The 22,140-nt window shown below is 38.8% G+C and carries 24 protein-coding genes and 1 pseudogene; 15 read left to right on the forward strand and 10 right to left on the reverse strand.

The window, feature by feature from the left end; translation table 11 throughout:
* The first annotated feature begins 28 nt into the window (after positions 1-28).
* The 8 genes from atpE to AC5YD2_RS10315 all read left to right on the forward strand — a co-directional run bounded on the left by atpE (position 29) and on the right by AC5YD2_RS10315 (position 6,790).
* Positions 29-283, forward strand: a complete 255-nt coding sequence (atpE, locus tag AC5YD2_RS10280) for a F0F1 ATP synthase subunit C (RefSeq protein ID WP_107008918.1) — start codon at positions 29-31, stop codon at positions 281-283.
* Between the two features lie 38 nt (positions 284-321).
* Complete coding sequence (locus AC5YD2_RS10285; protein ID WP_496126241.1) at positions 322-792, forward strand: F0F1 ATP synthase subunit B; 471 nt, start codon at positions 322-324, stop codon at positions 790-792.
* Positions 793-803: 11 nt separating this feature from the next.
* Positions 804-1,340 (forward strand): F0F1 ATP synthase subunit delta, encoded by a 537-nt coding sequence (locus AC5YD2_RS10290; RefSeq protein ID WP_496126242.1) that lies wholly within the window; start codon positions 804-806, stop codon positions 1,338-1,340.
* A gap of 63 nt (positions 1,341-1,403) precedes the next feature.
* Positions 1,404-2,948 carry a F0F1 ATP synthase subunit alpha gene (atpA, locus tag AC5YD2_RS10295; RefSeq protein WP_496126243.1) on the forward strand — a complete coding sequence of 515 codons (1,545 nt, stop codon included), beginning with the start codon at positions 1,404-1,406 and terminating at the stop codon, positions 2,946-2,948.
* 90 nt (positions 2,949-3,038) lie between these two features.
* Positions 3,039-3,908: a F0F1 ATP synthase subunit gamma gene (atpG, locus tag AC5YD2_RS10300; RefSeq protein WP_153389452.1), complete on the forward strand. Its 870-nt coding sequence runs from the start codon at positions 3,039-3,041 to the stop codon at positions 3,906-3,908.
* A 26-nt stretch (positions 3,909-3,934) separates the two neighbouring features.
* Positions 3,935-5,329 (forward strand): F0F1 ATP synthase subunit beta, encoded by a 1,395-nt coding sequence (gene atpD, locus AC5YD2_RS10305; protein ID WP_153373062.1) that lies wholly within the window; start codon positions 3,935-3,937, stop codon positions 5,327-5,329.
* Positions 5,330-5,355: 26 nt separating this feature from the next.
* On the forward strand, positions 5,356-5,775 hold the full coding sequence (locus tag AC5YD2_RS10310) for a F0F1 ATP synthase subunit epsilon (RefSeq protein ID WP_496126244.1): 420 nt from the start codon (positions 5,356-5,358) through the stop codon (positions 5,773-5,775).
* 79 nt (positions 5,776-5,854) lie between these two features.
* Positions 5,855-6,790 (forward strand): hypothetical protein, encoded by a 936-nt coding sequence (locus tag AC5YD2_RS10315; protein ID WP_496126245.1) that lies wholly within the window; start codon positions 5,855-5,857, stop codon positions 6,788-6,790.
* On the opposite strand, the gene AC5YD2_RS10320 is transcribed toward AC5YD2_RS10315, so the two are convergent.
* Complete coding sequence (locus AC5YD2_RS10320; protein WP_496126246.1) at positions 6,770-7,219, reverse strand: AAA family ATPase; 450 nt, start codon at positions 7,217-7,219, stop codon at positions 6,770-6,772. The two genes, AC5YD2_RS10315 and AC5YD2_RS10320, sit on opposite strands and share 21 nt — an antisense overlap.
* A gap of 112 nt (positions 7,220-7,331) precedes the next feature.
* On the opposite strand from AC5YD2_RS10320, the gene AC5YD2_RS10325 reads away from it, so the two are divergent.
* Positions 7,332-7,832, forward strand: a complete 501-nt coding sequence (locus AC5YD2_RS10325; RefSeq protein WP_496126247.1) for a hypothetical protein — start codon at positions 7,332-7,334, stop codon at positions 7,830-7,832.
* Positions 7,833-7,846: 14 nt separating this feature from the next.
* On the opposite strand, the gene AC5YD2_RS10330 is transcribed toward AC5YD2_RS10325, so the two are convergent.
* The 5 genes from AC5YD2_RS10330 to AC5YD2_RS10350 all read right to left on the reverse strand — a co-directional run bounded on the left by AC5YD2_RS10330 (position 7,847) and on the right by AC5YD2_RS10350 (position 11,320).
* The gene (locus AC5YD2_RS10330; protein ID WP_496126248.1) at positions 7,847-8,470 is read right to left on the reverse strand and encodes a PM1805 family lipoprotein; all 624 of its coding nucleotides are present in this window, start codon (positions 8,468-8,470) and stop codon (positions 7,847-7,849) included.
* A 363-nt stretch (positions 8,471-8,833) separates the two neighbouring features.
* Entirely contained in the window at positions 8,834-9,376 is a 543-nt protein-coding gene (locus tag AC5YD2_RS10335) for a glutathione peroxidase (RefSeq protein WP_496126249.1), read from the reverse strand.
* Positions 9,377-9,509: 133 nt separating this feature from the next.
* Complete coding sequence (locus tag AC5YD2_RS10340; RefSeq protein ID WP_496126250.1) at positions 9,510-10,013, reverse strand: PM1805 family lipoprotein; 504 nt, start codon at positions 10,011-10,013, stop codon at positions 9,510-9,512.
* Positions 10,014-10,067: 54 nt separating this feature from the next.
* A complete protein-coding gene (locus AC5YD2_RS10345) occupies positions 10,068-10,631 on the reverse strand; it encodes a PM1805 family lipoprotein (RefSeq protein WP_496126251.1) in 564 nt (187 codons plus the stop codon).
* 164 nt (positions 10,632-10,795) lie between these two features.
* Positions 10,796-11,320: a PM1805 family lipoprotein gene (locus AC5YD2_RS10350; protein WP_496126252.1), complete on the reverse strand. Its 525-nt coding sequence runs from the start codon at positions 11,318-11,320 to the stop codon at positions 10,796-10,798.
* A 524-nt stretch (positions 11,321-11,844) separates the two neighbouring features.
* Between AC5YD2_RS10350 and AC5YD2_RS10355 the strand changes: the two genes are divergently transcribed.
* Positions 11,845-12,729, forward strand: a complete 885-nt coding sequence (locus tag AC5YD2_RS10355; RefSeq protein ID WP_496126253.1) for a DMT family transporter — start codon at positions 11,845-11,847, stop codon at positions 12,727-12,729.
* A gap of 460 nt (positions 12,730-13,189) precedes the next feature.
* Here the strand turns inward: AC5YD2_RS10355 and tsaC are convergent, their stop codons facing one another.
* The 3 genes from tsaC to AC5YD2_RS10370 all read right to left on the reverse strand — a co-directional run bounded on the left by tsaC (position 13,190) and on the right by AC5YD2_RS10370 (position 16,372).
* The gene (gene tsaC, locus AC5YD2_RS10360; RefSeq protein WP_496126254.1) at positions 13,190-13,759 is read right to left on the reverse strand and encodes an L-threonylcarbamoyladenylate synthase type 1 TsaC; all 570 of its coding nucleotides are present in this window, start codon (positions 13,757-13,759) and stop codon (positions 13,190-13,192) included.
* A 39-nt stretch (positions 13,760-13,798) separates the two neighbouring features.
* A complete protein-coding gene (gene dprA / locus AC5YD2_RS10365) occupies positions 13,799-15,073 on the reverse strand; it encodes a DNA-processing protein DprA (RefSeq protein WP_496126255.1) in 1,275 nt (424 codons plus the stop codon).
* Positions 15,074-15,220: 147 nt separating this feature from the next.
* Positions 15,221-16,372, reverse strand: coding sequence for a LysM peptidoglycan-binding domain-containing protein (locus tag AC5YD2_RS10370; RefSeq protein WP_496126256.1), 1,152 nt, complete (start codon positions 16,370-16,372; stop codon positions 15,221-15,223).
* A 122-nt stretch (positions 16,373-16,494) separates the two neighbouring features.
* Here AC5YD2_RS10370 and def point away from each other — a divergent pair, with 122 nt between their 5' ends.
* The 4 genes and pseudogenes from def (at position 16,495) to AC5YD2_RS10390 (ending at position 19,804) form a co-directional block, all read left to right on the forward strand.
* Positions 16,495-17,025, forward strand: coding sequence for a peptide deformylase (gene def, locus AC5YD2_RS10375; protein ID WP_496126257.1), 531 nt, complete (start codon positions 16,495-16,497; stop codon positions 17,023-17,025).
* Between the two features lie 94 nt (positions 17,026-17,119).
* Positions 17,120-17,255 (forward strand): annotated as a pseudogene (locus AC5YD2_RS10380) (DUF2946 domain-containing protein); the annotation flags it as partial.
* Positions 17,231-17,668, forward strand: a complete 438-nt coding sequence (locus AC5YD2_RS10385; RefSeq protein WP_496126264.1) for a DUF2946 domain-containing protein — start codon at positions 17,231-17,233, stop codon at positions 17,666-17,668. The pseudogene AC5YD2_RS10380 and the gene AC5YD2_RS10385, both read left to right, overlap by 25 nt.
* 69 nt (positions 17,669-17,737) lie before the next feature.
* Positions 17,738-19,804, forward strand: coding sequence for a TonB-dependent copper receptor (locus AC5YD2_RS10390; RefSeq protein WP_496126258.1), 2,067 nt, complete (start codon positions 17,738-17,740; stop codon positions 19,802-19,804).
* Between the two features lie 87 nt (positions 19,805-19,891).
* Here the strand turns inward: AC5YD2_RS10390 and AC5YD2_RS10395 are convergent, their stop codons facing one another.
* On the reverse strand, positions 19,892-21,100 hold the full coding sequence (locus AC5YD2_RS10395) for an oxygenase MpaB family protein (RefSeq protein ID WP_496126259.1): 1,209 nt from the start codon (positions 21,098-21,100) through the stop codon (positions 19,892-19,894).
* An 86-nt stretch (positions 21,101-21,186) separates the two neighbouring features.
* Here AC5YD2_RS10395 and AC5YD2_RS10400 point away from each other — a divergent pair, with 86 nt between their 5' ends.
* Positions 21,187-21,789 (forward strand): TetR/AcrR family transcriptional regulator, encoded by a 603-nt coding sequence (locus AC5YD2_RS10400; RefSeq protein ID WP_496126260.1) that lies wholly within the window; start codon positions 21,187-21,189, stop codon positions 21,787-21,789.
* Positions 21,790-22,140 lie beyond the last annotated feature (351 nt).

Below are 22,140 nucleotides of genomic sequence, written 5' to 3' on the forward strand. Positions count from 1 at the left end.
ATTTAAACTCAACCTTGAGGATATTTTCATGGATTTAGTAGTTGGCTTATCTGCTGTTGCAGCTGCTCTTTTAATCGCGTTTGGTGCTTTAGGTACTGCAATTGGTTTTGGTCTTTTAGGCGGTCGTTTCCTTGAAGCTGTTGCTCGTCAACCAGAATTAGCTCCACAACTTCAAACTCGTATGTTCTTAATCGCGGGTCTTCTTGATGCTGTGCCTATGATCGGTGTTGGTATTGGCTTGTTCATTATCTTTGCTAATCCGTTCATCGGCTTGTTGGGTTAATTCGCTAAATTCCGAAATCAACTATTTGAGGAATTGCAATGAATATTAACCTCACATTGTTTGGCCAAGCGATTGCTTTTGCGATGTTCGTCGCATTTTGCATGAAGTTTGTATGGCCACCGCTAATCAATGCGATTAGTGAGCGTCAGCGTAAAATTGCTGATGGCTTAAATGCTGCTGAAAAAGCGAAAGCAGATCTTGCTGATGCGCAAGCGCAAGTTAAGCAAGAAATTGATGCAGCGAAAGCACAAGCGGCTCAATTGATTGAACAAGCGAACCGTCGTGGGGCGCAATTGGTTGAAGAAGCTCGTACTCAAGCATCTGCTGAAGGTGAGCGTATTCGTCAACAAGCTAAAGAAGCTGTTGATACAGAAATCAATGCTGCTCGCGAAGAATTACGTCAACAAGTCGCTGCTCTTGCAGTAACTGGTGCAGAGAAAATTCTGAACCAGCAAGTTGATGAAGCAGCTCATAATGCCATGCTGACTCAGCTGGCTGCTAAACTTTAAGCGAGGCGATTATGGCTGAATTCTTGACGTTAGCACGCCCATATGCAAAAGCAGCATTTGCTTTCGCTTCTGAGCAAGGTGCAACTGACAATTGGTCAAATGTGTTACAAGTGCTTAGTGCTGCTGTGCAAGATGAAGCATTTTCCGCTTACTTGAGTCGCCCTGAGCTAACTCCTGTAGAGCAGGTGAGTCTTTTTGCAAAAGTTTTAGGTGAAGACCAAACTGCACCAGTGTCAAACTTTTTGACATTGCTTGCTGAAAACAATCGTTTGGCGCTTCTTCCTGAGATTTACACAGAGTACGAACTGCTTAAATCACAAAATAACAACGTTGTTGATGTAGTGATTGAATCTGCATTACCAATGACTTCAGTTCAAGAGCAACTACTGACTCATGCATTAGAAAAACGTTTTAATGCAAAAGTAGATGTGAAAGTTGAAGTGAACCCAGCGTTAATCGCAGGTGTTGTTATTCGTGCAGGCGACCAAGTGATAGATGATTCTGCGCTTAATAAGCTTGAAAAAATGCGGACTCGTCTTCTTGCGTAATTTTGCTTGAAAATAGCAGCGTAATAGAAGACTGAACTTAATTAAAGATTGAGGTATAGCGCAATGCAACAACTGAATCCATCCGAGATCAGTGCGCTCATTAAACAGCGTATCGGCGATCTGGACACCAGCGCGACCGCTAAGAACGAAGGGACCATTGTTATGGTTTCCGACGGTATTGTGCGTATTCACGGCCTAGCAGATGCTATGTACGGTGAAATGATCGAATTCGACGGCGGCTTATACGGTATGGCACTGAACCTAGAACAGGATTCAGTGGGCGTCGTTGTTTTAGGTAACTACTTAAGCCTTCAAGAAGGTCAAAAAGCGCGTTGCACAGGTCGTGTATTAGAAGTTCCGGTTGGTCCAGAACTTTTAGGCCGTGTAGTAGATGCTTTGGGTAACCCAATTGATGGTAAAGGCCCAATTGATGCAAAACTCACTGATGCTGTTGAAAAAGTAGCACCAGGCGTAATTTGGCGTCAATCAGTGGATCAACCTGTACAAACTGGTTATAAATCAGTTGATACAATGATCCCAGTCGGCCGTGGTCAGCGTGAGTTGATCATTGGTGACCGTCAAACTGGTAAAACAGCAATGGCGATCGATGCGATCATCGCTCAGAAAAACTCTGGCATTAAATGTGTATACGTAGCAATTGGTCAAAAACAATCGACTATCGCTAACGTTGTACGCAAGCTAGAAGAAACTGGCGCTATGGCGTATACAACTGTTGTAGCAGCAGCTGCAGCCGATCCAGCAGCAATGTTGTATTTGGCTCCATACTCTGGCTGTACAATGGGCGAATACTTCCGTGACCGTGGTGAAGATGCGTTAATCATTTATGATGACTTGTCTAAACAAGCTGTTGCGTATCGTCAAATTTCATTGCTTTTACGCCGTCCACCAGGTCGTGAAGCGTATCCAGGTGACGTATTCTATCTTCATAGTCGTCTACTTGAACGTGCTTCTCGTGTATCTGCTGACTACGTTGAGAAATTCACTAACGGTGAAGTTAAAGGCCAAACTGGTTCATTAACTGCATTGCCGATTATTGAAACTCAAGCGGGTGACGTATCTGCATTCGTACCAACGAACGTAATTTCGATTACTGATGGTCAGATCTTCCTAGAAACATCATTATTCAACGCAGGTATTCGTCCTGCTGTGAACGCGGGTATCTCTGTATCTCGTGTTGGTGGTTCTGCGCAAACCAAGATCATCAAAAAATTGTCTGGTGGTATCCGTACCGCTTTAGCACAATACCGTGAATTGGCAGCGTTCGCTCAGTTTGCTTCTGATCTTGACGAAGCAACTCGTAAGCAGTTAGAACACGGTCAACGTGTAACTGAATTAATGAAGCAAAAACAATATGCTCCATATTCAATCGCTGACCAAGCTGTTTCAATTTATGCATCTAACGAAGGTTATATGACTGACGTTGAAGTGAAGAAAATTGTAGACTTTGATGCTGCACTTGTTTCTTACTTCCGTTCAGAACATGCTGCGTTAATGCAAAAAATTGACGAGTCTGGTGCTTGGGATAAAGAAATCGAAGCACAATTCAAAGCAGGTATTGAAAGCTTTAAAGCGACTCAAACTTACTAAGTTTCAACTGGTTTGAAATTTAGTGTCGGTTTGGTTCACGGAATCAACCTTCGGAAGCTCGAAAGGGCTTTCGAATATTAGGTTAAGCGTATGGCAAATTTAAAAGAAATTCGCGCCAAAGTAGCTAGTATCAAGAGCACGCAAAAGATTACTCGAGCGATGCAAATGGTAGCAGCTTCTAAGATGCGTCGTGCGCAAGAGCGCATGGCTCAAGGCCGTCCGTATGCCGAAAATATGCACCGTGTAATTGCTCATTTGGTTCAAGCGAATCCTGAATACAAACACCGTTATATGGTTGAACGTCCTGTAAAGCGCGTTGGCTATATTATTGTATCTTCAGATCGTGGCCTTGCTGGTGGTTTGAACATTAACTTGTTCAAGAAAGTGGTCAAACACGTTCAACAGCAACAAGAGCAGTCAATTGAAGTTCAATTTGCTTTAATTGGTCAAAAAGCGGTTTCGTTTTTTAAAAACTACGGCGGTAAAGTTCTTGGTGCAACGACGCAAGTCGGTGATACACCAAGTCTTGAGCAGTTATCTGGTTCTGTACAGGTGATGTTAGACGCTTATGATAAAGGCGAGTTAGATCGTATTTATCTAGTGTCAAATGGCTTTGTCAATGCCATGACTCAAAATCAAAAGATCGAACAACTTGTTCCATTGGCTGCGGCTGATGAGGGCGAGAATCTGAACCGTCAATACGGTTGGGATTACATCTACGAACCTGAAGCTGAAGAGCTTCTAAATGGTTTGTTGGTTCGCTATATCGAGTCTGTGGTGTATCAAGGCGTGATTGAAAACATCGCGTGTGAGCAGTCTGCACGTATGGTTGCTATGAAAGCAGCAACTGACAATGCGGGCGAGATCATTAAGAGCCTACAACTTATTTATAACAAGCTGCGTCAAGCCGCGATTACTCAGGAAATTTCTGAGATCGTTGGTGGTGCCGCTGCCGTTTAACATTATTTTGAATTGAGGAGACAGCAATGAATAGCGGTCGTATCATTCAGATCATCGGCGCGGTAATCGACGTCGAGTTTGAACGCAACAGCGTTCCTAAGATCTATGACGCTCTCCAAGTAGATGGTACTGAAACTACTTTAGAAGTTCAGCAACAACTTGGTGATGGCGTAGTTCGTACTATTGCAATGGGTTCTACTGAAGGCCTTAAGCGTGGTTTGAACGTAGTTAACACTGGCGCTCCAATCTCTGTACCTGTAGGTACAGCATGTTTGGGTCGTATCATGGACGTTCTTGGTCGCCCAATCGACGAAGCTGGTCCTGTTGCGACTGAAGAGCGTTTACCAATTCACCGCTCAGCACCTTCTTATGCTGAACAAGCAGCTTCTACTGACCTTTTAGAAACTGGTATTAAAGTCATCGACTTACTATGCCCGTTCGCGAAAGGTGGTAAAGTTGGTCTGTTCGGTGGTGCCGGTGTTGGTAAAACTGTAAACATGATGGAATTGATCAACAACATCGCGAAAGCTCACTCAGGTTTATCTGTGTTTGCTGGTGTTGGTGAGCGTACTCGTGAAGGTAATGACTTCTATCACGAAATGAAAGATTCTAACGTTCTTGACAAAGTAGCAATGGTCTACGGTCAGATGAACGAGCCACCAGGTAACCGTTTACGCGTAGCGTTGACTGGTTTGACGATGGCTGAGTATTTCCGTGACGAGAAAGACGAAAACGGTAAAGGCCGTGACGTACTATTGTTCGTAGATAACATCTATCGTTATACACTAGCGGGTACTGAAGTATCAGCACTGCTAGGTCGTATGCCATCTGCTGTAGGTTACCAGCCTACGCTTGCAGAAGAGATGGGTGTTCTTCAAGAACGTATTACATCGACTAAGTCTGGTTCTATTACGTCAATCCAAGCGGTATACGTACCTGCCGATGACTTAACAGATCCATCGCCTGCAACTACCTTCGCTCACTTAGACGCAACTGTAGTATTGAGCCGTGACATCGCATCTTCTGGTATTTACCCAGCGATCGATCCACTTGACTCAACTTCACGCCAGCTTGACCCGCTAGTTGTTGGTCAAGAGCATTACGAAATTGCTCGTTCAGTTCAAAACGTTCTTCAACGTTATAAAGAATTGAAAGACATTATCGCAATTCTTGGTATGGATGAGCTTGCAGAAGAAGATAAATTGGTTGTTTACCGTGCGCGTAAAATCCAACGTTTCTTCTCTCAACCGTTCCACGTAGCTGAAGTATTTACTGGCGCGCCTGGTAAATTAGTATCTCTTAAAGAAACGATTCGTGGCTTTAAAGGTCTTCTAGCTGGTGAATACGATCACATCCCAGAACAAGCGTTCTATATGGTTGGTGGTATTGACGAAGTAATTGCTAAAGCTGAGAAACTTTAATTAGTTCCCTAATTTAGGAGATTCTCATGTCGACTATGCAATGTGACGTTGTAAGTGTTAAAGAGTCTTTGTACTCTGGCACTGTAACTATGCTAATTGCCAAAGGTGCTGGTGGTGAGTTGGGTATTATGCCTGGCCATGCGCCATTAGTAACTTTGCTTCAACCGGGCGCAATTCGCGTTCAGTTGGAAAACGGTACAGAAGAATTAATCTATGTATCGGGTGGTGTTCTTGAAGTTCAGCCGCATGTCGTTACGATTCTTGCAGATACTGCAATTCGTGCCGAAAACTTAGATGAAGCTGCAATTCTTGAAGCGCGTAAAAACGCTGAAGCTTTGCTTGCGAATCAAAAGAGCGAGTTGGACACTGCTGCTGCACTTGCTGTCTTGGCAGAAACTGTTGCTCAGTTGGAAACGATCCGCAAAATCAAAAACCGCGCTCAATAAGAGACGGTTCGAGATTGAAAAACCACCCGAAAGGGTGGTTTTTTTATGGTATAAACATATATAAATAAAGGGAATTTTTATGATTAAAGCATCGTTTTTTTATCGGGGATTCATTTTTTTAGCTTTCGTTACTTATATTATTTGTTTTGTAATTGCTGTAATTTATATGCAAGGAAGTTATTGGGATGAAATATTAAAAGCATTAACTACTCCAATAAGTTTTACGATATTTATTGCATTCTTTGCAATGGCTTTTGCATTAGAAAACTATCTTAGAAAAACCGATTTAGATATAGCGGGTAGTGTAGAAATTTATAATTATAAGCCTAAAAAAAGCGGATATGGTTATGATACTAGTGTTGTAAGTTTTCAACTAAATAACTATAAAGATAAGACAGTTGTTATCTATAAGGTTTATCTACGATTGGAAGAAAATTTATATATTGAACTATTAGATACAAGTAAGGAGCCAATATTACTAAAGGCTTATGATACCTATTTTAAAGAGTTGAAAAAAACACTTTATTATGAAAAAGAAAATAAACCTAAATTAATAAATAATATTAATCTTGGTAATTCAGATATTTATTTAGATACAAATGAAGGTAGATATAAGGTAAAGAAAAAAATAGAGAATTGGGCACCTAAGAAAGAGAAAACTTTAATTCCAATTACAACAACTAAAGAGTATGAATTTGACGTTAAATTTTACATCCGAGAAAATTCTCCAATTTCATTACAGCCTACAATATATGCTGTTAATTTTGGGCAAGAAATTATAAAAATAAACGGAAAAAATGTAATTATTAAAAATATTGAAAATGTTGAGGAGTTAAAAGCTTTATTAGAGAAGGAGACTCCAAATTTTGGTGGGTATTCTGTTTGGAGTCCTATGGATAAAATTGTTGAACAATACCCGAATTGGATAATACCTAGTAATATTGATGATAAAAATAATTTTATTAATTATCTAATCGGTTTACGGGAAAGATTACTAGGCAAGTTTAGACAATAGTGTTCTGTCAAACTCCCCATTTCCCACAATCTTCACCTTAAATATTTCATTAAAGCCTTCATCTAAACTTGGTACTTCTAGCTTCTTATATGTTGCTCGAATACCCACTTCTGGAATATTGGATTTTCCTGTGCGGTGACTATTACGTTCTAAAGTACTTTGCAAATCTGTTTCAAAATAATAAGAAATCACTTCAAAACCTGCATCCTTTGCACGTTGAATATAGCGTGCACGGTCTGCTTTGGTCGGGTTGGTGTTATCAATCACCATCTTGGTTTTCGAGGCTAAACATGCTTCAAAAATCATATTTTCACGATGCCTTGTTTTCAGCATATCTAAATTAATTCTGAGATGACTATGATACAAATTGAGAAGATAAAAACTAGATTTACCAGAAGCTTGCACACCTGTGAAAATAATCAGTTGCATGGTGAGGGTCAGAATGAAGATAATAAAACATTAAAACACGCGTATTGATCATCGACAATGCATATGCTTAAACTTTGAATTATTCAATATTAAAAATAACAAAGGCTTAAAATTGCGAAATTTATATTTAAAAATCATAAAAATAGGTGCGTGTAGCAGTGTGCTATGGCTCACAGCTTGCCAACAACATTTTCTACTTAGTCCAACTGAACCGTCAGAAGCAGATTTGGTGGCCAATTCAGTCGGCAATGGTTTGAGTCAAGAAATCAATGTCGGTTATGAAGAAGCCTATAAAAATCTACATATGGCTTATAGCCAATGTATGGCATTTACCAGTGATAAAGGATTTGTGTTTACAGACAACAAATTTGAACCTGATTTAGAGATGGCAACATTGTTTGGACGCTCTAAAGGCGGTGTTTATTTGTATAAGACCACTTTAGAAAGTGTCAGCCCAAGTAAAACCAATCTCACGTTATATGTGCCTCAAGGCTATAAATTTCCAAGAGCACGTCTAAAACAAGATGTATTAAGGGCACTAGGAAAAGATCCGCTTTGTCGAAATAAAGCAATTTCGACAAAGCAGACTGAAGAAAAAAGCGTAATGCCTTAGATCATTGAAAGCAATTATTCTTTGTTTTCAGTAGTATCTGATTCAGTAGAAGAGCCAGAATTTGGAATCAACATGGCTGCAAGCTTGAGCATTTCACTTTGAACTGAACCAAGTTGTTGTTCGATCTTATTGAAATCGACCTGACTAAAATCCATCTGTCCGTTTAAAAGAGGAGATTTCAAAGCTTGCTCATTAGCTGTTTGAATGTTTTGACGGATGTTATCAATCTCACTGCTTTTTAGATTCAATTGATCTAAGGCTTGATTAAAACCCGTCAATTGAGATTTTAAAGCATTAGCTGTACTTTCGAGTTGTTGAATATCTTTCGTTTCCAATGCTTGTTGCAGGTTTTGTTGTGATTGTTGCAATTGAGCAATGTAATCACCTGCTTTGAGTTGCACATCAGCAACATCACGTGCAATATAAAAGAAATTTCCCGATTTTAAATCAGCTTGATTGCTTAAAATAGTGTCTTGATCAGAGCCTTCAATATTCTTTGTGTCTGTTTGTTCCACTGCAACTTGATCATTGGATTTCGCTTCTTCAGCTTTATTTGATGATGCATCACATGCAGTTAAAAAAAGAATCGCGGTTAAAGCAGAAAGGGGGAGGAGTTTAGCTTGAAGAAAATTTTTCATGGCTTAAAAGTCTAAATATTCAATTATTTACAATATATCGAATAATCATGGAGACAATATAGATTGTTGCAAAGACATAACAAAATCATGTCTAATGATCTAAGCTTTAACCTTGAATCGGTTTGTTTTGAGAGGGTTTTGAGTTGGTTTTGACAGAGTGAAATGATTTTTTGCAGATGAAGGAATACCTATAGAGAAAGCTATTTCTCATACCTTATAAAATATAAAAAAGACAATACGGAAAGTTTTTTATAAAAAATAAGCCGAATATGTCGCGATATTCGGCTTAATGGATTTAAAATGATTTGCAGGTCAAAGCATTCCGTATGATGAAATTCAAATCAATCATTTAGATTTTAGAAATTATTGAGCTAGTTCAGCCTGAATTGCATCCACTAAGCGAGGATCATCTGCTGTGATATCAGGTGCAAAACGCGCTACGACTTCGCCTTTTTTATTCACGAGGAATTTTTCAAAATTCCAAAGCACTTCAGGTTTAGGGTTGGGTGTTAAACCGTAATCTACCAAATCTTTCCACCATGGACCTTCGCCAATACGCTCTGGAATAGCTTGGGTCAAGGTTTGATACAGTGGGTGCTTATCATCACCAGTAACTGATATTTTAGAAAAAAGTGGGAATTTTACATCATAAGTGAGTGAGCAAAATTCTTGAATTTCTGCATCTGTACCCGGTTCTTGTGCCAAGAAGTTATTTGCAGGAAATCCTAAGATTTCTAAGCCATTGCCTTTTTGAGTTTCATACAGTTTTTCAAGACCTTCATATTGTGGAGTTAAGCCACACTTTGAAGCCACGTTTACAATCAGTAGAACTTTACCTTGATACTGGCTCAGATCAACGTCATCGCCTTGAATGGTCTTAACGGGAATATGATAAATAGATGACATTTTTGTGCCTTAAAATATGAAGATCTATAGGTGTTGTATCGTGTTCAGTCATCTAGTTCAAGTAAAGATTTTTAATGGTAAGAAAAATTTTTGATAAAAAAACAGGCATAAGCCTGTTTTTTTATCAAAATACTTATTTAATCATTGCTTCAACTTTTTGCATGGTGGCAGACAAAGTTGCTGTATCTTTTTCTACCTGAGCTTGTAACTCTGTCATTTTATTCACGTCAGGGGTTGCAGACATGCTCTGATCCATCATCTCAAATGTTGTTTTATTTAAACTAATCATTTGTGCTCGAATATCATTCACTTCAGAACTTTTCAGTTTGATTTTGCTCAAATCTTCATTGAACTGATTAAAATATTTTTTATTATTTTCCATCGCGTTCTCAGCACCTGCAGGATCAGTTGCATTGAGAGAATCTTGTTGCATTTTCAATGCTTCTTCTGATTTTGATGTTGAGAGTTTAGCGATTGCTTCAAAGTCAGCTTTAATGTCTGATTTGTTATTAGTACTTAGACTTGAACTATCTTGTTGCGTCACATTATCTGAAGATTCAGCTTTATCGACTTTTTTATCACAAGCGGTAAGTAATAGCATAGATGAACAAAGTACTGTTAAGGCGATATTTTTCATTGTTTTTCTCTTTAGTATGAATAAGATAAGATGTAATGGAGAAGGAAATGTCAGTTAAGCTGAAATCTTGGCTTCTATGTCAGAGACGAGTTGCTGAATATCGGCTTGTAATGCATTGACCTGTTGCATAATTGATTTGATCTTTTCTGGATTTGCAGATGCTTTCAAACCTTCATTGGTTAGTTCGATGGCTAAAAGGTTTAAATCAATTGAGCTTTTTCTAAGTTGATTACCTTCAGTACTCTCTAAACTCAGTTCGTCCAAAGTTTTATTAATCTCAAGACGTTTGTTATTGAGTTCGACTGCTGTTGTATCTCGAGTGGCTGTGTCACCAGTGGCAATCGCTTGTTGTAATTTTTCTACGAGAGGTTGAGCTTCTGCAGTTTTCTCAATATTTAATTGTTGAATTAATGCAAAGTCTTGAGCAATACCTTGGACATTGTCTTTAGAAATCTGATCAGGAGTCGATTGAGGAGCAGCCAAAGTTTCAGTTATTGCGGGTGCATGTGCGGTCACTTCGCTTGGTGTTGTCCCAGTATTTTCGGGAATTTCTTTTTTTTCGCACGCACTCAATGTAAATACTGAAATACAGGCAGAAATAAGTAATATTTTTTTCATGATATCGCCAAAATTAATCGTTATATTTAATTTTTTTAAAATTATAAATTGTCTTTAAATCAATTTACTAAACAATTATAAATCAATAATTGATTTAATTCTAATCATTTTATAGATATAAAAAAACAGACCTAAGCCTGTTTTTAATTCTTGCCATTTAAAAATTATTTTGCAGTCACTTTATTTTGGAGTGTTTGCATTTCTTGAAGTAAAGACTGCTGAAGTTCAGTTGCTTTCTTTTGAAGTTCAGTGATTTTTTCCATGTTAGGAGGGGTTTCTACACCTGCTTCTGCAAGGTCTAAGCCTAGATCATTGGATTCTTTCATCTTGTCACGAATCGAATCAGCTTCAGTACTTTTCAATGCAAGTGCTTCAAGTTCATCGTTGAAACGATCAACATATTTGTCCATTGAATCTACAACTGCGTCCAGAGCAGCTTTATCGCCTTTTTGAGCTGCTTGCATCACATCGTTTTGAAACTTCAAAGCTTCTTGTGCTTTAGCATTAGAAAGTGTTTGAATTTTATCAAGATCGGCACGAATATCCGCATCTATACCATGACTTAGTGCAGTGACAGTTGTAGGCGTTGCTGCTGTTGACGTTGTAGTTTCAGCTTCATTTGGTTTTTTGTCACAAGCCGTTAAACCCATAGCAACAGCGCATAAAGATGCAAGAATTAGTTTTTTCATCATTTTTCCTTTTAGTGTGCAAGTTTGATTTGCATGATTTTTTTCATTAAAAATTATTGGATCAAACTCAAAGTATTGAATCGAATATCATTCAATCTCGTGATTCAATTTTTATTAGTACTTAAACTTACGACATATAAATGCGGATCATCAGTAACTGAAGATTTGAAATTAAAGTAGGGTGTTTGAGCTGAGGATTGTGTCTTTCTGTACAATCATAACGAGATCAAGCAATTCATTTCTAAGCATAATTTGTCATGCATTTGACAATAATTATATAGTATTTTTGTAGATAAACTAATCAATAAAAATGTAAAGCCAATTTATTACACAGTTATTATCAGTTCAGTTATATTGATTGATCTAAACCACGTTTGTCACAAAAATTCAGATTGATCTATCTCAAAGAAATGAATTGATTGGAAACATTCGTATCATAATCTAAGATTAATATAATCTATTTATCAATGTTTTATATCTAATAAGCCATTACCCAATATTAAATAATTAAGGAAAATTATTGTATGTTTAATCAATCAAATCAGCGTTGGTGGGCTTATGCCTTGCCTATAATTGCCGTGTTGATTTGGTCATTAAATATTACAGTTACCCGTTATGTTGCAGAGTTTATTTCTCCGATCAGTATTAGTTTTTATCGTTGGTTAATTGCTTTTGTATTAATGACGCCTTTTGTGATTTTAAATGTCTGGAAATGGCGCTCAGAAATTCGTCAGCATGCATGGCAGCTCGCGATACTGGGTGCATGTGGCATGGTGTTTTATCAAGGGCTTGCTTATAGCGCAGCGCACTATACCACTGCAACCAATATGGGGATTATTAACGCCTTTACCCCAATTTTCACGATCTTTATATCCATGCTGATCCTCAAGGAAATCCCAACACGCTATGCAGTGATGGGTGGCATATTGTCCTTTCTAGGTTTGCTGTATGTCATGAGTCAGGGGAGCTTTCAAAGTCTGATGCACCTTGCTGGACATTGGGGTGATTTTCTAATGATCCTTGCCGTTTTTTTATATGCTTTCTATGGCGTATTTCTTAAAAAATGGCAGTTGAACATTCCATTATTGATCAGCCTTTATGTACAAATTGGGTTTGCACTGTTATTTCATTTGCCCTTTGTCTTTGCATTAGGGCTTGATCCAATCAACCCTCAAAATGTGGGCAGTGTATTGTACGCGGGGGTGTTTCCCTCCATTGTTGCACCCTTGGTATGGATGATGGCTGTGCAATATATTGGACCGAATCGTACCAGTATTTTTATGAATGTCATGCCGGTTGGAACTGCACTGATTGCTTTTTTCTGGCTGAATGAAGCGTGGACGGTTTATCATACGATTGGTGGTATGATTATTGTGTTGGGCATTGCTTTGGCACAAAAGCGTAGCTAATTTTTTAAAATTTAAGATATCGAATATATCAAAATGATGAAATAAGGCTAAAAATATAAAAAAATGAAAATTTATTGATTCTTAGTTTCTATTGAACGATTTTTAAAAAAAAGATTATGTAATAAAAAATAAACACTTATTTAAAATCCCTTGGTTATTGTTTTTTTGTATAAGTAAATATGTGATATGTGTCACATAAGCTCATTTGTCGTACAGATCATTTTATTGCATAATGCCCGCACAGCAAACAAGGTGCTCAATAAACAAGAGTTTCCTTGTACTGTAAACGAATTTTCGTACCCTCTGGATGTGGTATACACATCCTTTTTTATGCTCAGCCAACCTATAGGCTGAGCTTTTTTTTGTCTTGTATTTATCGTTTTAAGTGATCACTCATTTCAAATTAAAAATTAATTTGAGCTATTTTAGTCGCTCGTGATCAAAAGCAAAATTTCAAAGATCAATCACGAATGACTTCACCTGTCATGGCATCAATAATTCGACTGGCTTCTTGACTTAAGCCCAAGTCACCATTTAAGTAGTTTAATTGAGAACCAAAATATTGACTGACATCTTGAATAGAACGAGCGGCATCTTGTCCTGCAAGATTTGCGCTAGTTGAAACGATGAAGCCATTAAAAGCATTGCAAAGTGCAATACATAGCGGATGATTGGTGACACGAACAGCAACTTTGGGATGGTCGCCTTTAATCCATTGTGGAATAGTGTCATCGGCAGGAAGTAGCCAAGTCGTTGCACGATCATGATTGGAATGGTGTGTCCAACTGTCGATCACTTGTTGACGTGTCGTCTCATCGAGTGGTTGAAGTAAATGTTCAACTTGGCTGATTTGCCCAGCCAACAAAATCACCCCCTTTTCAATTGGACGTTGTTTCAAGCGGAGAATTTCTAAAAAAGCAGACTCATTAAACGGGTCGCAACCTAAGCCCCATACTGCCTCTGTTGGATAAGCAAGCACTTGACCTTGCTCTAAACATTTCGCAGCCTCAGCAACTGAGGTTGTAATCATAGCGAGATACCTATGCTGTAAAAGAACTTATTGTGAACCTTAATGACATTGTCGGCAACGTAGATATAGACCTGACTGTTGAATAGAGAGCCCCATCAGCTCAAGTTCCATCAGTAATCCTGTTAATTCAGCAGTCTGTATATCGAGTGCATATGCCAAGTCATCTAAGCTTTGTCCAACCCAATCAAGTTGTTGATATATTTTAAATAGATGGCTCGGTAAGTCAGGATTGATGTGGGGGCTTTGATTGTTCTTATGCATTTTTATTGTGTTTGTTTCAGATGATTCGTCTTGTTGATGATTTATTTTTTGCTTGAGTGAAGATTGAGCTTTGGGTTGATCAGCGAATGCAGTTGCTGAGTCATTTTGATGTATAGGAACTGACTGATTTGGGGTGTTTTGATTGTGTTGCCACTGTGTGGGTAGCGCTAAATCTTCAATAATCTGCTCAGGATGATCAACCAAAATTGCGCCTTCACGGATCAATTGATGGCAACCTTGATGAAATTCACTATAAATATGTCCTGGAATCGCAAAGGTAACTTTGCCTTGATTGGCTGCTGCTTGTGCCGTGATTAACGAGCCACTGTTCAAAGTGGCTTCAGCGACCAATACCCCCAAGCTTAAACCACTCACAATCCGATTTCGCCGTGGAAAATGATGTTGTAAAGGCTTAGTTTCGGGTAAAAACTCAGAAATGATGGTGCCTGAGTGCTGTAAGATTTGCTCATGTAAATGTCGATTTTGTGTAGGGTAAACCGAATCAAGCCCTGTTCCTACTACAGCAATCGTTCTGTGATTTTTTAAAGCACCTAAGTGTGCTGCTTCATCGATCCCTTGCGCCAAACCACTGGTGATATAAAAACCTTGGTCACTCAAATAATAGGCAAAATCATAAGCCACTTGCTTACCATGTGGGCTCGGTTTACGACTGCCCACAATTGCAACTTGAGGTTGACTCAGGTTTTGATAAGACCCTTGACCAAATAAGATCGGTGGTCGGTCAGCATAGGGGAGTAGTTGTTTGGGATAATGATCATCGCGGTCAATCAATATAAAATCACAAGATGCGCTTATTTTTTCAAGGCAACGCTGAAATTTTTCTTGCTCAATCGATGTTTGGAGAAGCGAAGCACGTTCAACATGATTCTTATGCAGCGCGAGATCAGACCATTTTTCTAAATTGGCAGTTTGAATGGCACTGTGTGCAGAACCAAAATGACGAATCAGTTTCTGATAAGACGAAAGCGAATGTTGAACCAAATACCAAAGCGTAATGTGATTCAAATGATCTTGAGAAATGTGATCCATCATAATCATGCCTTTTTTTATTGTTTTAACGTTCAATGATTCATTTTATATCGCGCGATCAGATATAAATAGGCTGATCTTTAATTTTTTAAAGAACAGCCTAATTGGATTTAACTCATGTCATTCATTTGAAGCATGAATATTGCATGATTAGTTCTGCGTCGTTGGTGGCGCTTGAATCAGAGCACCTACTTTTACAGGAAGTGAACTATCTAAAATATACGCATAACTGAACTGATCAAAGGTTTTGAAGATCATCAGATTTCCTACACGTGGATTAGGAAGTTTAACTGACTCTTTCGTTTTAGGATCACGAACCACTTCACCTTGTTGATAGATAGTTAATACGTGCCCAGCTTTGGCACCATGCATAGCACCACGGTTCACGGTAACTACACTACGTTGGGCCGCTGTACCAATAGAACCCATCACACGGATGATCTGACCATCTGCAGTCACTTCATTGGTTGCAGTCGGGTAGAACAAACTTGGTAATTCAGGGTTGTAGCGCGGTAGCACCAAATCACCGCGACGTACTTCAGCATTAAAGCTTGCAGTCAGTTCCAGTGTCGTCACATCACCTTCATTTTCAATCGCAGTACCTGCCGCAACTTCGAGTAATTCAGCCGCGACAATTTGCTTTTTACCTTTTGCGTCAGTCATCGTATATGGTTCAGACTCACGGAATACACCGTAGTTTTGACCTGCAACTAAACCATTGCCACGTGCATAAACCGTTTGACCAACACCTGCAACAACACGATTGTCTGCCGTTCCAAGAATATATGGCGTATCTTTGATAGATTCAGGTGCGATAATCAAACCATGATCTAACCATTGTTGAATGTGTGCCGCAGGAATCACTGGAATCGTATTGTTTAATGATTCAATGCGAATTTGTGGTTGTAATGATGCGCCACCACCATGACGACGAATCACGCCTTCACAGCCATCGCCTTCATCTTTACCAATCAATGGACGACCATCCAAAGTACAAAGTAATAGGCGATCACCCGGATAAATCCAGTGCGGATTTTTGACATGGCGATTACTTGCCCAAATTTCTTTCCAACGCCAAGGCGAACTCAAGAATTTGCCAGAAATATCCCATAAGGTATCGCCTTTTTTTACCACATAAACATTGGGTGCACTTGCTTTGAGTGCAGGCGGGGAATGGTTCGGGCTGGCTTGTGTTATTTGTGTTGTAAATACGCCAGCACTTAAGCAGATTGCAAGAGCAACACAGTGTTGTTTAAACCCCTTAGCACGTAAATGGTTTGTGCCATTGAAAAGCTTTTTCATTATCATAATTCCTAAAATTATGTATCTATTTGCGCTATAATACGCATATTACACGTATTACTAAATGAAGCATCAACTTCATTAATTTTTTAAGATCAATGGCATAGCCAGTGAGGAGCAGTATGGCCTTATTACCTATTTTAAGTTTTCCTGATCCCCGTTTGCGTACCATTGCAAAACCTGTCAGTGAAGTGACGGATGAAATTCGTCAACTTGCAGCAGACATGTTTGAAACCATGTATGAAGCACCAGGCATTGGCCTAGCAGCGACACAAGTTGATCGTCATATTCAGCTTATCGTCATGGACTTGTCTGAAAATAAAGATCAGCCGATGGTTTTCATCAACCCCAAAGTGACTGCTCTAACAGAAGAAACGCAACCTTATGAAGAAGGCTGTCTTTCTGTACCACAAATATACGATAAAGTTGATCGTCCGTCACGCGTGAAAATTGAAGCGATCGGTCTAGATGGTCAAGCATTTGAAATGGATGCGGATGGTTTATTGGCTGTATGTATTCAACATGAAATGGATCACTTAGATGGCAAGCTGTTTGTTGACTACTTGTCGCCGTTAAAACGCCAGCGTGCGCGTGAAAAAGTTGAAAAAGTGGTGCGCCAGCGTCAGAAGGAAAAAGTAGCGGTAAAACGTTAATTTTTCTTTGATTATTTATTGATTTACAAAGCCCAATCTTGATTGGGCTTTGTTATAATATAACCACATGAAAATTTGAACATGAGTAGGGTCGTTGTTACGCATAGGGTTTCTGCTTGGGTTCACGGCAGTATTATTACAGATCGCTGTTTTCCTACAGCCTTTGCTACCGAAGCAATTTCAAATTGCCCCGGTTTGCGAAACGATCACCCGCGCCTTATTTAAACCTTTATCGAATGAACCAACGCACAAACATGCATCAGATGTTTATGATCCTTTGATAAATCAAAAAGTGAACAGTGATCAGCATCCACATATAAATGATGTTTCTGATCAGTATCAACATGCATCTCATCATCATGTTAAAGATGAGCGTTCTGCACCAACGCATTTCGATTCATCAGACCCGTTGTCTCATCAAGTATCCGTACATTCAGAACATCATCATGATGCCAACCATCAATGCCAATACTGTACGGTATTTGGTAATTTGGTTTTGCCTCCTGAACTCAGTTTGGCTGTGGTCATCGATCGTATTCAAGTTCGACTGCTAGCATTTGAAAAAGCATTTAAGCATGTCTATTTTCAGCTCCAACGCTTATATCTTCTTCCTCAAGGGCGCGCGCCACCACTGTTTACATAAATGAATCTTTCTCTCTGGGTCTTTGTTGATTCCAGAACAACTTTATTTATGTATCAGTGAGATTTAGAAATGGCCCAGCCAAAATTCTTTTTACAGCCTCTTGCGGCTGCGATTTGTGTTGTTTTTTATTCAGGTGTGACAAGTGCAAACACTGAAGTCCAGCACGATCAAAATTCAAAAAATTCACCTGTTAGTTTAGCACCGATTATCGCTACGGCTCATCAGGGCAATGATGTTAATGGTTTGATTGTTCGCGCTGATCCCAAACAGCCGATTCAACCGATTCCAGCGACAGATGGCGCAGATTATCTGCAAAGTATTGTTGGTTTTAGCGCTGTGAATAGTGGGGCAGGAACCAATGGTGATGTGACTTTTCGTGGGATGTTTGGTTCACGAATTAAAATCCTCACGGATGGCTCAGAAAACTTGGGTGCCTGTCCAAGCCGTATGGACTCACCAACGTCGTATATTTCCCCTGAAAGTTATGATCGAATTTCAGTGATTAAAGGGCCACAAACGGTTCAATATGCCAATACAGGTTCAGCAGCAACCGTGATTTTTGAGCGCCGTCCTGAAGAATTCAGTAATGGTAAAAACTATCGTGGGCAAGCGAGTGTCGTCGTCGGCTCTTACGGACGTTTAGATCAGAATATTGAAGCAGCTGTGGGTGATGAACAAAAATATATACGTTTGAACACTAACCGTTCCGTTTCAAATAGCTACCAAGATGGCAATGGAAATACCGTTCCTTCGGATTGGATGCGTTGGAATGCAGATTTAGCGCTTGGATGGACACCTGATGAAAATACTTGGTTAGAGTTGACAGGCGGTCAGGCTGATGGTGAAGCAGTATACGCAGGTCGGGCAATGGACGGTTCAAAGTTTGCTCGTGAAAGTTTGGGACTGCGCTTTGAAAAGCAAAACGTCACGGATGTGATCAAAAAAATTGAAGCCCAAGTCAATTACAATTTTAATGATCATGTGATGGATAATTTCAGTTTACGTAAATTTATACCCTCTGACATGATGGGTATGCCTATGGCAACCAATGTGGCGCGTAAAACACTCAATGCGCGTATTGCTGTAACGCATGAGTGGGATAAAATCGATTTTGTTACTGGTTTGGATTCTCAAAATAACGAACACAGTATTCGTAAGGGGATGCATAACACTTATAAAGATAAAGCTCGTGAAACGGATATGAAGTTCCAGTCTTATGGGGCTTTTGGTGAACTGACTTATGATTTGGGTCAGGATAATCGATTAGTCACAGGTGTACGGGTTGATCAAGTCAATGTAAAAGATGAACGATTGACTTCCACTGAGGTCAATGTCGAGCGTGATAAAACTCTAGCCAGTGGTTTTATTCGTTTTGAAAATGCTCATCCCGAACATGATGATGGTAAAACCTATATTGGTTTAGGTTTTGTTGAACGTATGCCTGATTATTGGGAGTTATTTAGTCCTAAATCAGGTAACGGTAACCCAAATACCTTTAATCATATTGATATTGAAAAGACGCTACAACTTGATATGGGCTATCAGCATCAGCATGGTGGTTTTAGTTCTTGGGCTTCTGCATATGCTGGTTTAGTGAAGGATTATGTTCTTACAAGTTATCAGCAGAAAGGCATGATGGGCGCTCTTGAGGCACATAGCCGTAATGTGGATGCGACCATTGCAGGTGCGGAAGCGGGCGTAGGTTATCAATTTACCGATGCTATTCAAGCGGATATGAGTGCCATGTATGCATGGGGTAAAAACACGACAGACAATACACCTTTACCTCAAATTTCACCTTTAGAAGCACGAGTGAACCTGCGTTATATTCAAGACAACTATACATTAGGTGCTTACTGGCGCATAGCAGATGGTCAAAACCGTGTGAGCTTGAATCAAGGCAATATTGTCGGTTATGACCTGAAAGAAAGTGCTGGTTTTGGTACGCTTTCTTTAAATGGAACCTATCACATTCAAGATGGTGTAGATCTGTCAGTCGGTATTGATAATGTCCTCAATAAAACCTATACCGAACATCTTAATAAATTAGGGGATGCAGGTACTGGTCTAGCAGCAACTGAACAATTTAACAATATTGGTCGTAATTACTGGGCACGCATCAGTATGAAGTTTTAAGTTCACTGACCAATTAAAAGATTTAAAAGACCGAGTTAAATAACTCGGTCTTTTTATTGCTTGAAAATATAGAATTCAACATGGAAATTATTGATGCATACTCGCCAATTGTTTGCCTGCATTTTGATAAAGTTTCAGCGTATTTTCCTGTTGTTGTCGTCCTCTTTTTTGTAGATAAACATCCAGTTTGGAGATTTGTTTGGCACTATTATAGATGACTGTGTTTTTCGCCAATAGATAAAGTGGGTACCAAGCGACTGCACGAGGCTTTAAACCTAAGTTTTTCATTTTTTTACGGCCTAAAAACATTTGAGTCACATCGAGATGATTGCGATAAGCTTTTTTCTGGAGAAACGCGTTAAAGTATTTGTATTCACGTTCAAATGGTTCTTTGGATAGACTTATAGCGAGCGCTTTACTGCTTTCATCCACCTGAGGATGGGCATAGTTCATCCATTGTAGTAATTTCCAACCCTCCGATTCTTTATCGATCAGCCATTTCTCATCAACACCCATCAGCCAGCCTGTATATTTCCAAAAATGCATCAACGCATCGACTTCATCTTTGTTTGGAAAAATCCCAAGACCACGAACACCCAGTAGCAATACACCACTAAAGGCAATATTGGTCAACGCTTGGTCAAATTGATTGATTGGCATGCCCCAAGTCTCAGTATCCCATTCTTTCGAGTTATTCAATTGATAGCGAACTAAAGAATGAATAAATCGTACGAAAATGGTTGAGGTAAATCCATCATTAAAACGATCAAAACTATGTTCTTTGTTGATATCCAGCCACCATTTATGCGTTTCAGCCATTCGCTTACCCGCATATTTACTGAGTGCTCCTGTTAAAATCAGGGGTTGGTTGAAACCTGGATATTGATATCCCGTCATTAATGCCACATCTCGAAGAATAAACGTGCTATTGGTACCCAAACGATGTGTAAATTGAATAGATGTTTTAATTTTTGATGAATCAAGCCATTCAGGTACTGTTTCCACCAATTTGAAAAACTCTGTCAGCACTGGAATGGGCTCAGGGAGTTGATCAACACCTTTATAAAGTGCAGTTTCAAAAAGCTTACGGTTCTGTCTTGGATTGGTCATGACCCATGCCATGACTTTATCCATGGCGACATCGCCTGTAAACATACTTTCATTTAAGTCTAAATAATCCTGATAGCTTGGTATGAAGTTTTGTTCAGTGACTTTATTTAAAATTTTTGAGAGGAGATCACTTTTGACCATCTTATCAAAAGAGGCGAGACGTTTGGGTGGTTGAAGGTTTGACATAGAGTTGTAGCTCTGATTATTCTTTGATCAAAGATTAATATGAATATTTATTCGCATTCAATTCGCATTTTATAGTTAAAGACATTATGAGAAAAAAACCACAACAACAAAGAGCAAAAATAATCGTGGACACGATTTTAGAAGCAACACAAATCTGTGTAGCTGAATATGGGTTAATGCAGGTGACTACGCCGAAGATCGCTGAAAAATCTGGAGTGAGTGTTGGTTCTATCTATCAGTATTTTGAAAATAAAGATCAAATCATATTGGAGTTACTACGCCGTAAGAGCGAAAACTTAGGATTAGCTTTAAAACAAATGGCAATGGTTAAAGAGCAGATCGAATTAAAAGCATTGATTGATATGAGCCTTCAATTTGGTTTTGATGTGATGCGTGAAGACAATGGTTTCTTTATAGAAGTTTTAAAATATTGGCATGGCTACAACAACTCAGAAGCGGCAGAAATCTTAGAAAAGCACTTTTTAGAAGTGGGTTTGTACGTATTTAATCGCTTTTATCCGCATTGGAGTTTTGAAACGCTCAAACATAAATCATTCGTCATTATTAATAGTACTTTATTTACCATGATGCGATATGTGAGTAATAATGATTTTATTATTACAGAACAACAACTTAAGAAAGAATTATCCATTATGATCCTCAGCTATCTAGAAAAAGAAAGTGAATAGTTAAATTTAATTAAAATAAATTATTGTTAAATATTAATAACTTAAAAATTATTGGTTTATTAAATATCCATACGAAACATCTTTATTTGCAAAAGGGTTGCAACGCATGTGAAATCCTGTAGAATGCACATCCATCGGCGGTGATGAAGATTAAAACTTCTGATAAAACAGTAACTTAGTTAAAATGATTAAGTTGGGTTTTAGAAAGAAAGTTTAAAATAATTTGAAATTGCAGTTGACTATTTATCGAAAGAGAGTAGTATAGCCGACCTAGCTTGCTGGTGACGAACCAACAAGAAGATCATTAAGAGATTATGAAGAACAACTTGTGTGGATTTTTACTGATTGATT

Source organism: Acinetobacter sp. CY73 (assembly GCF_059515865.1).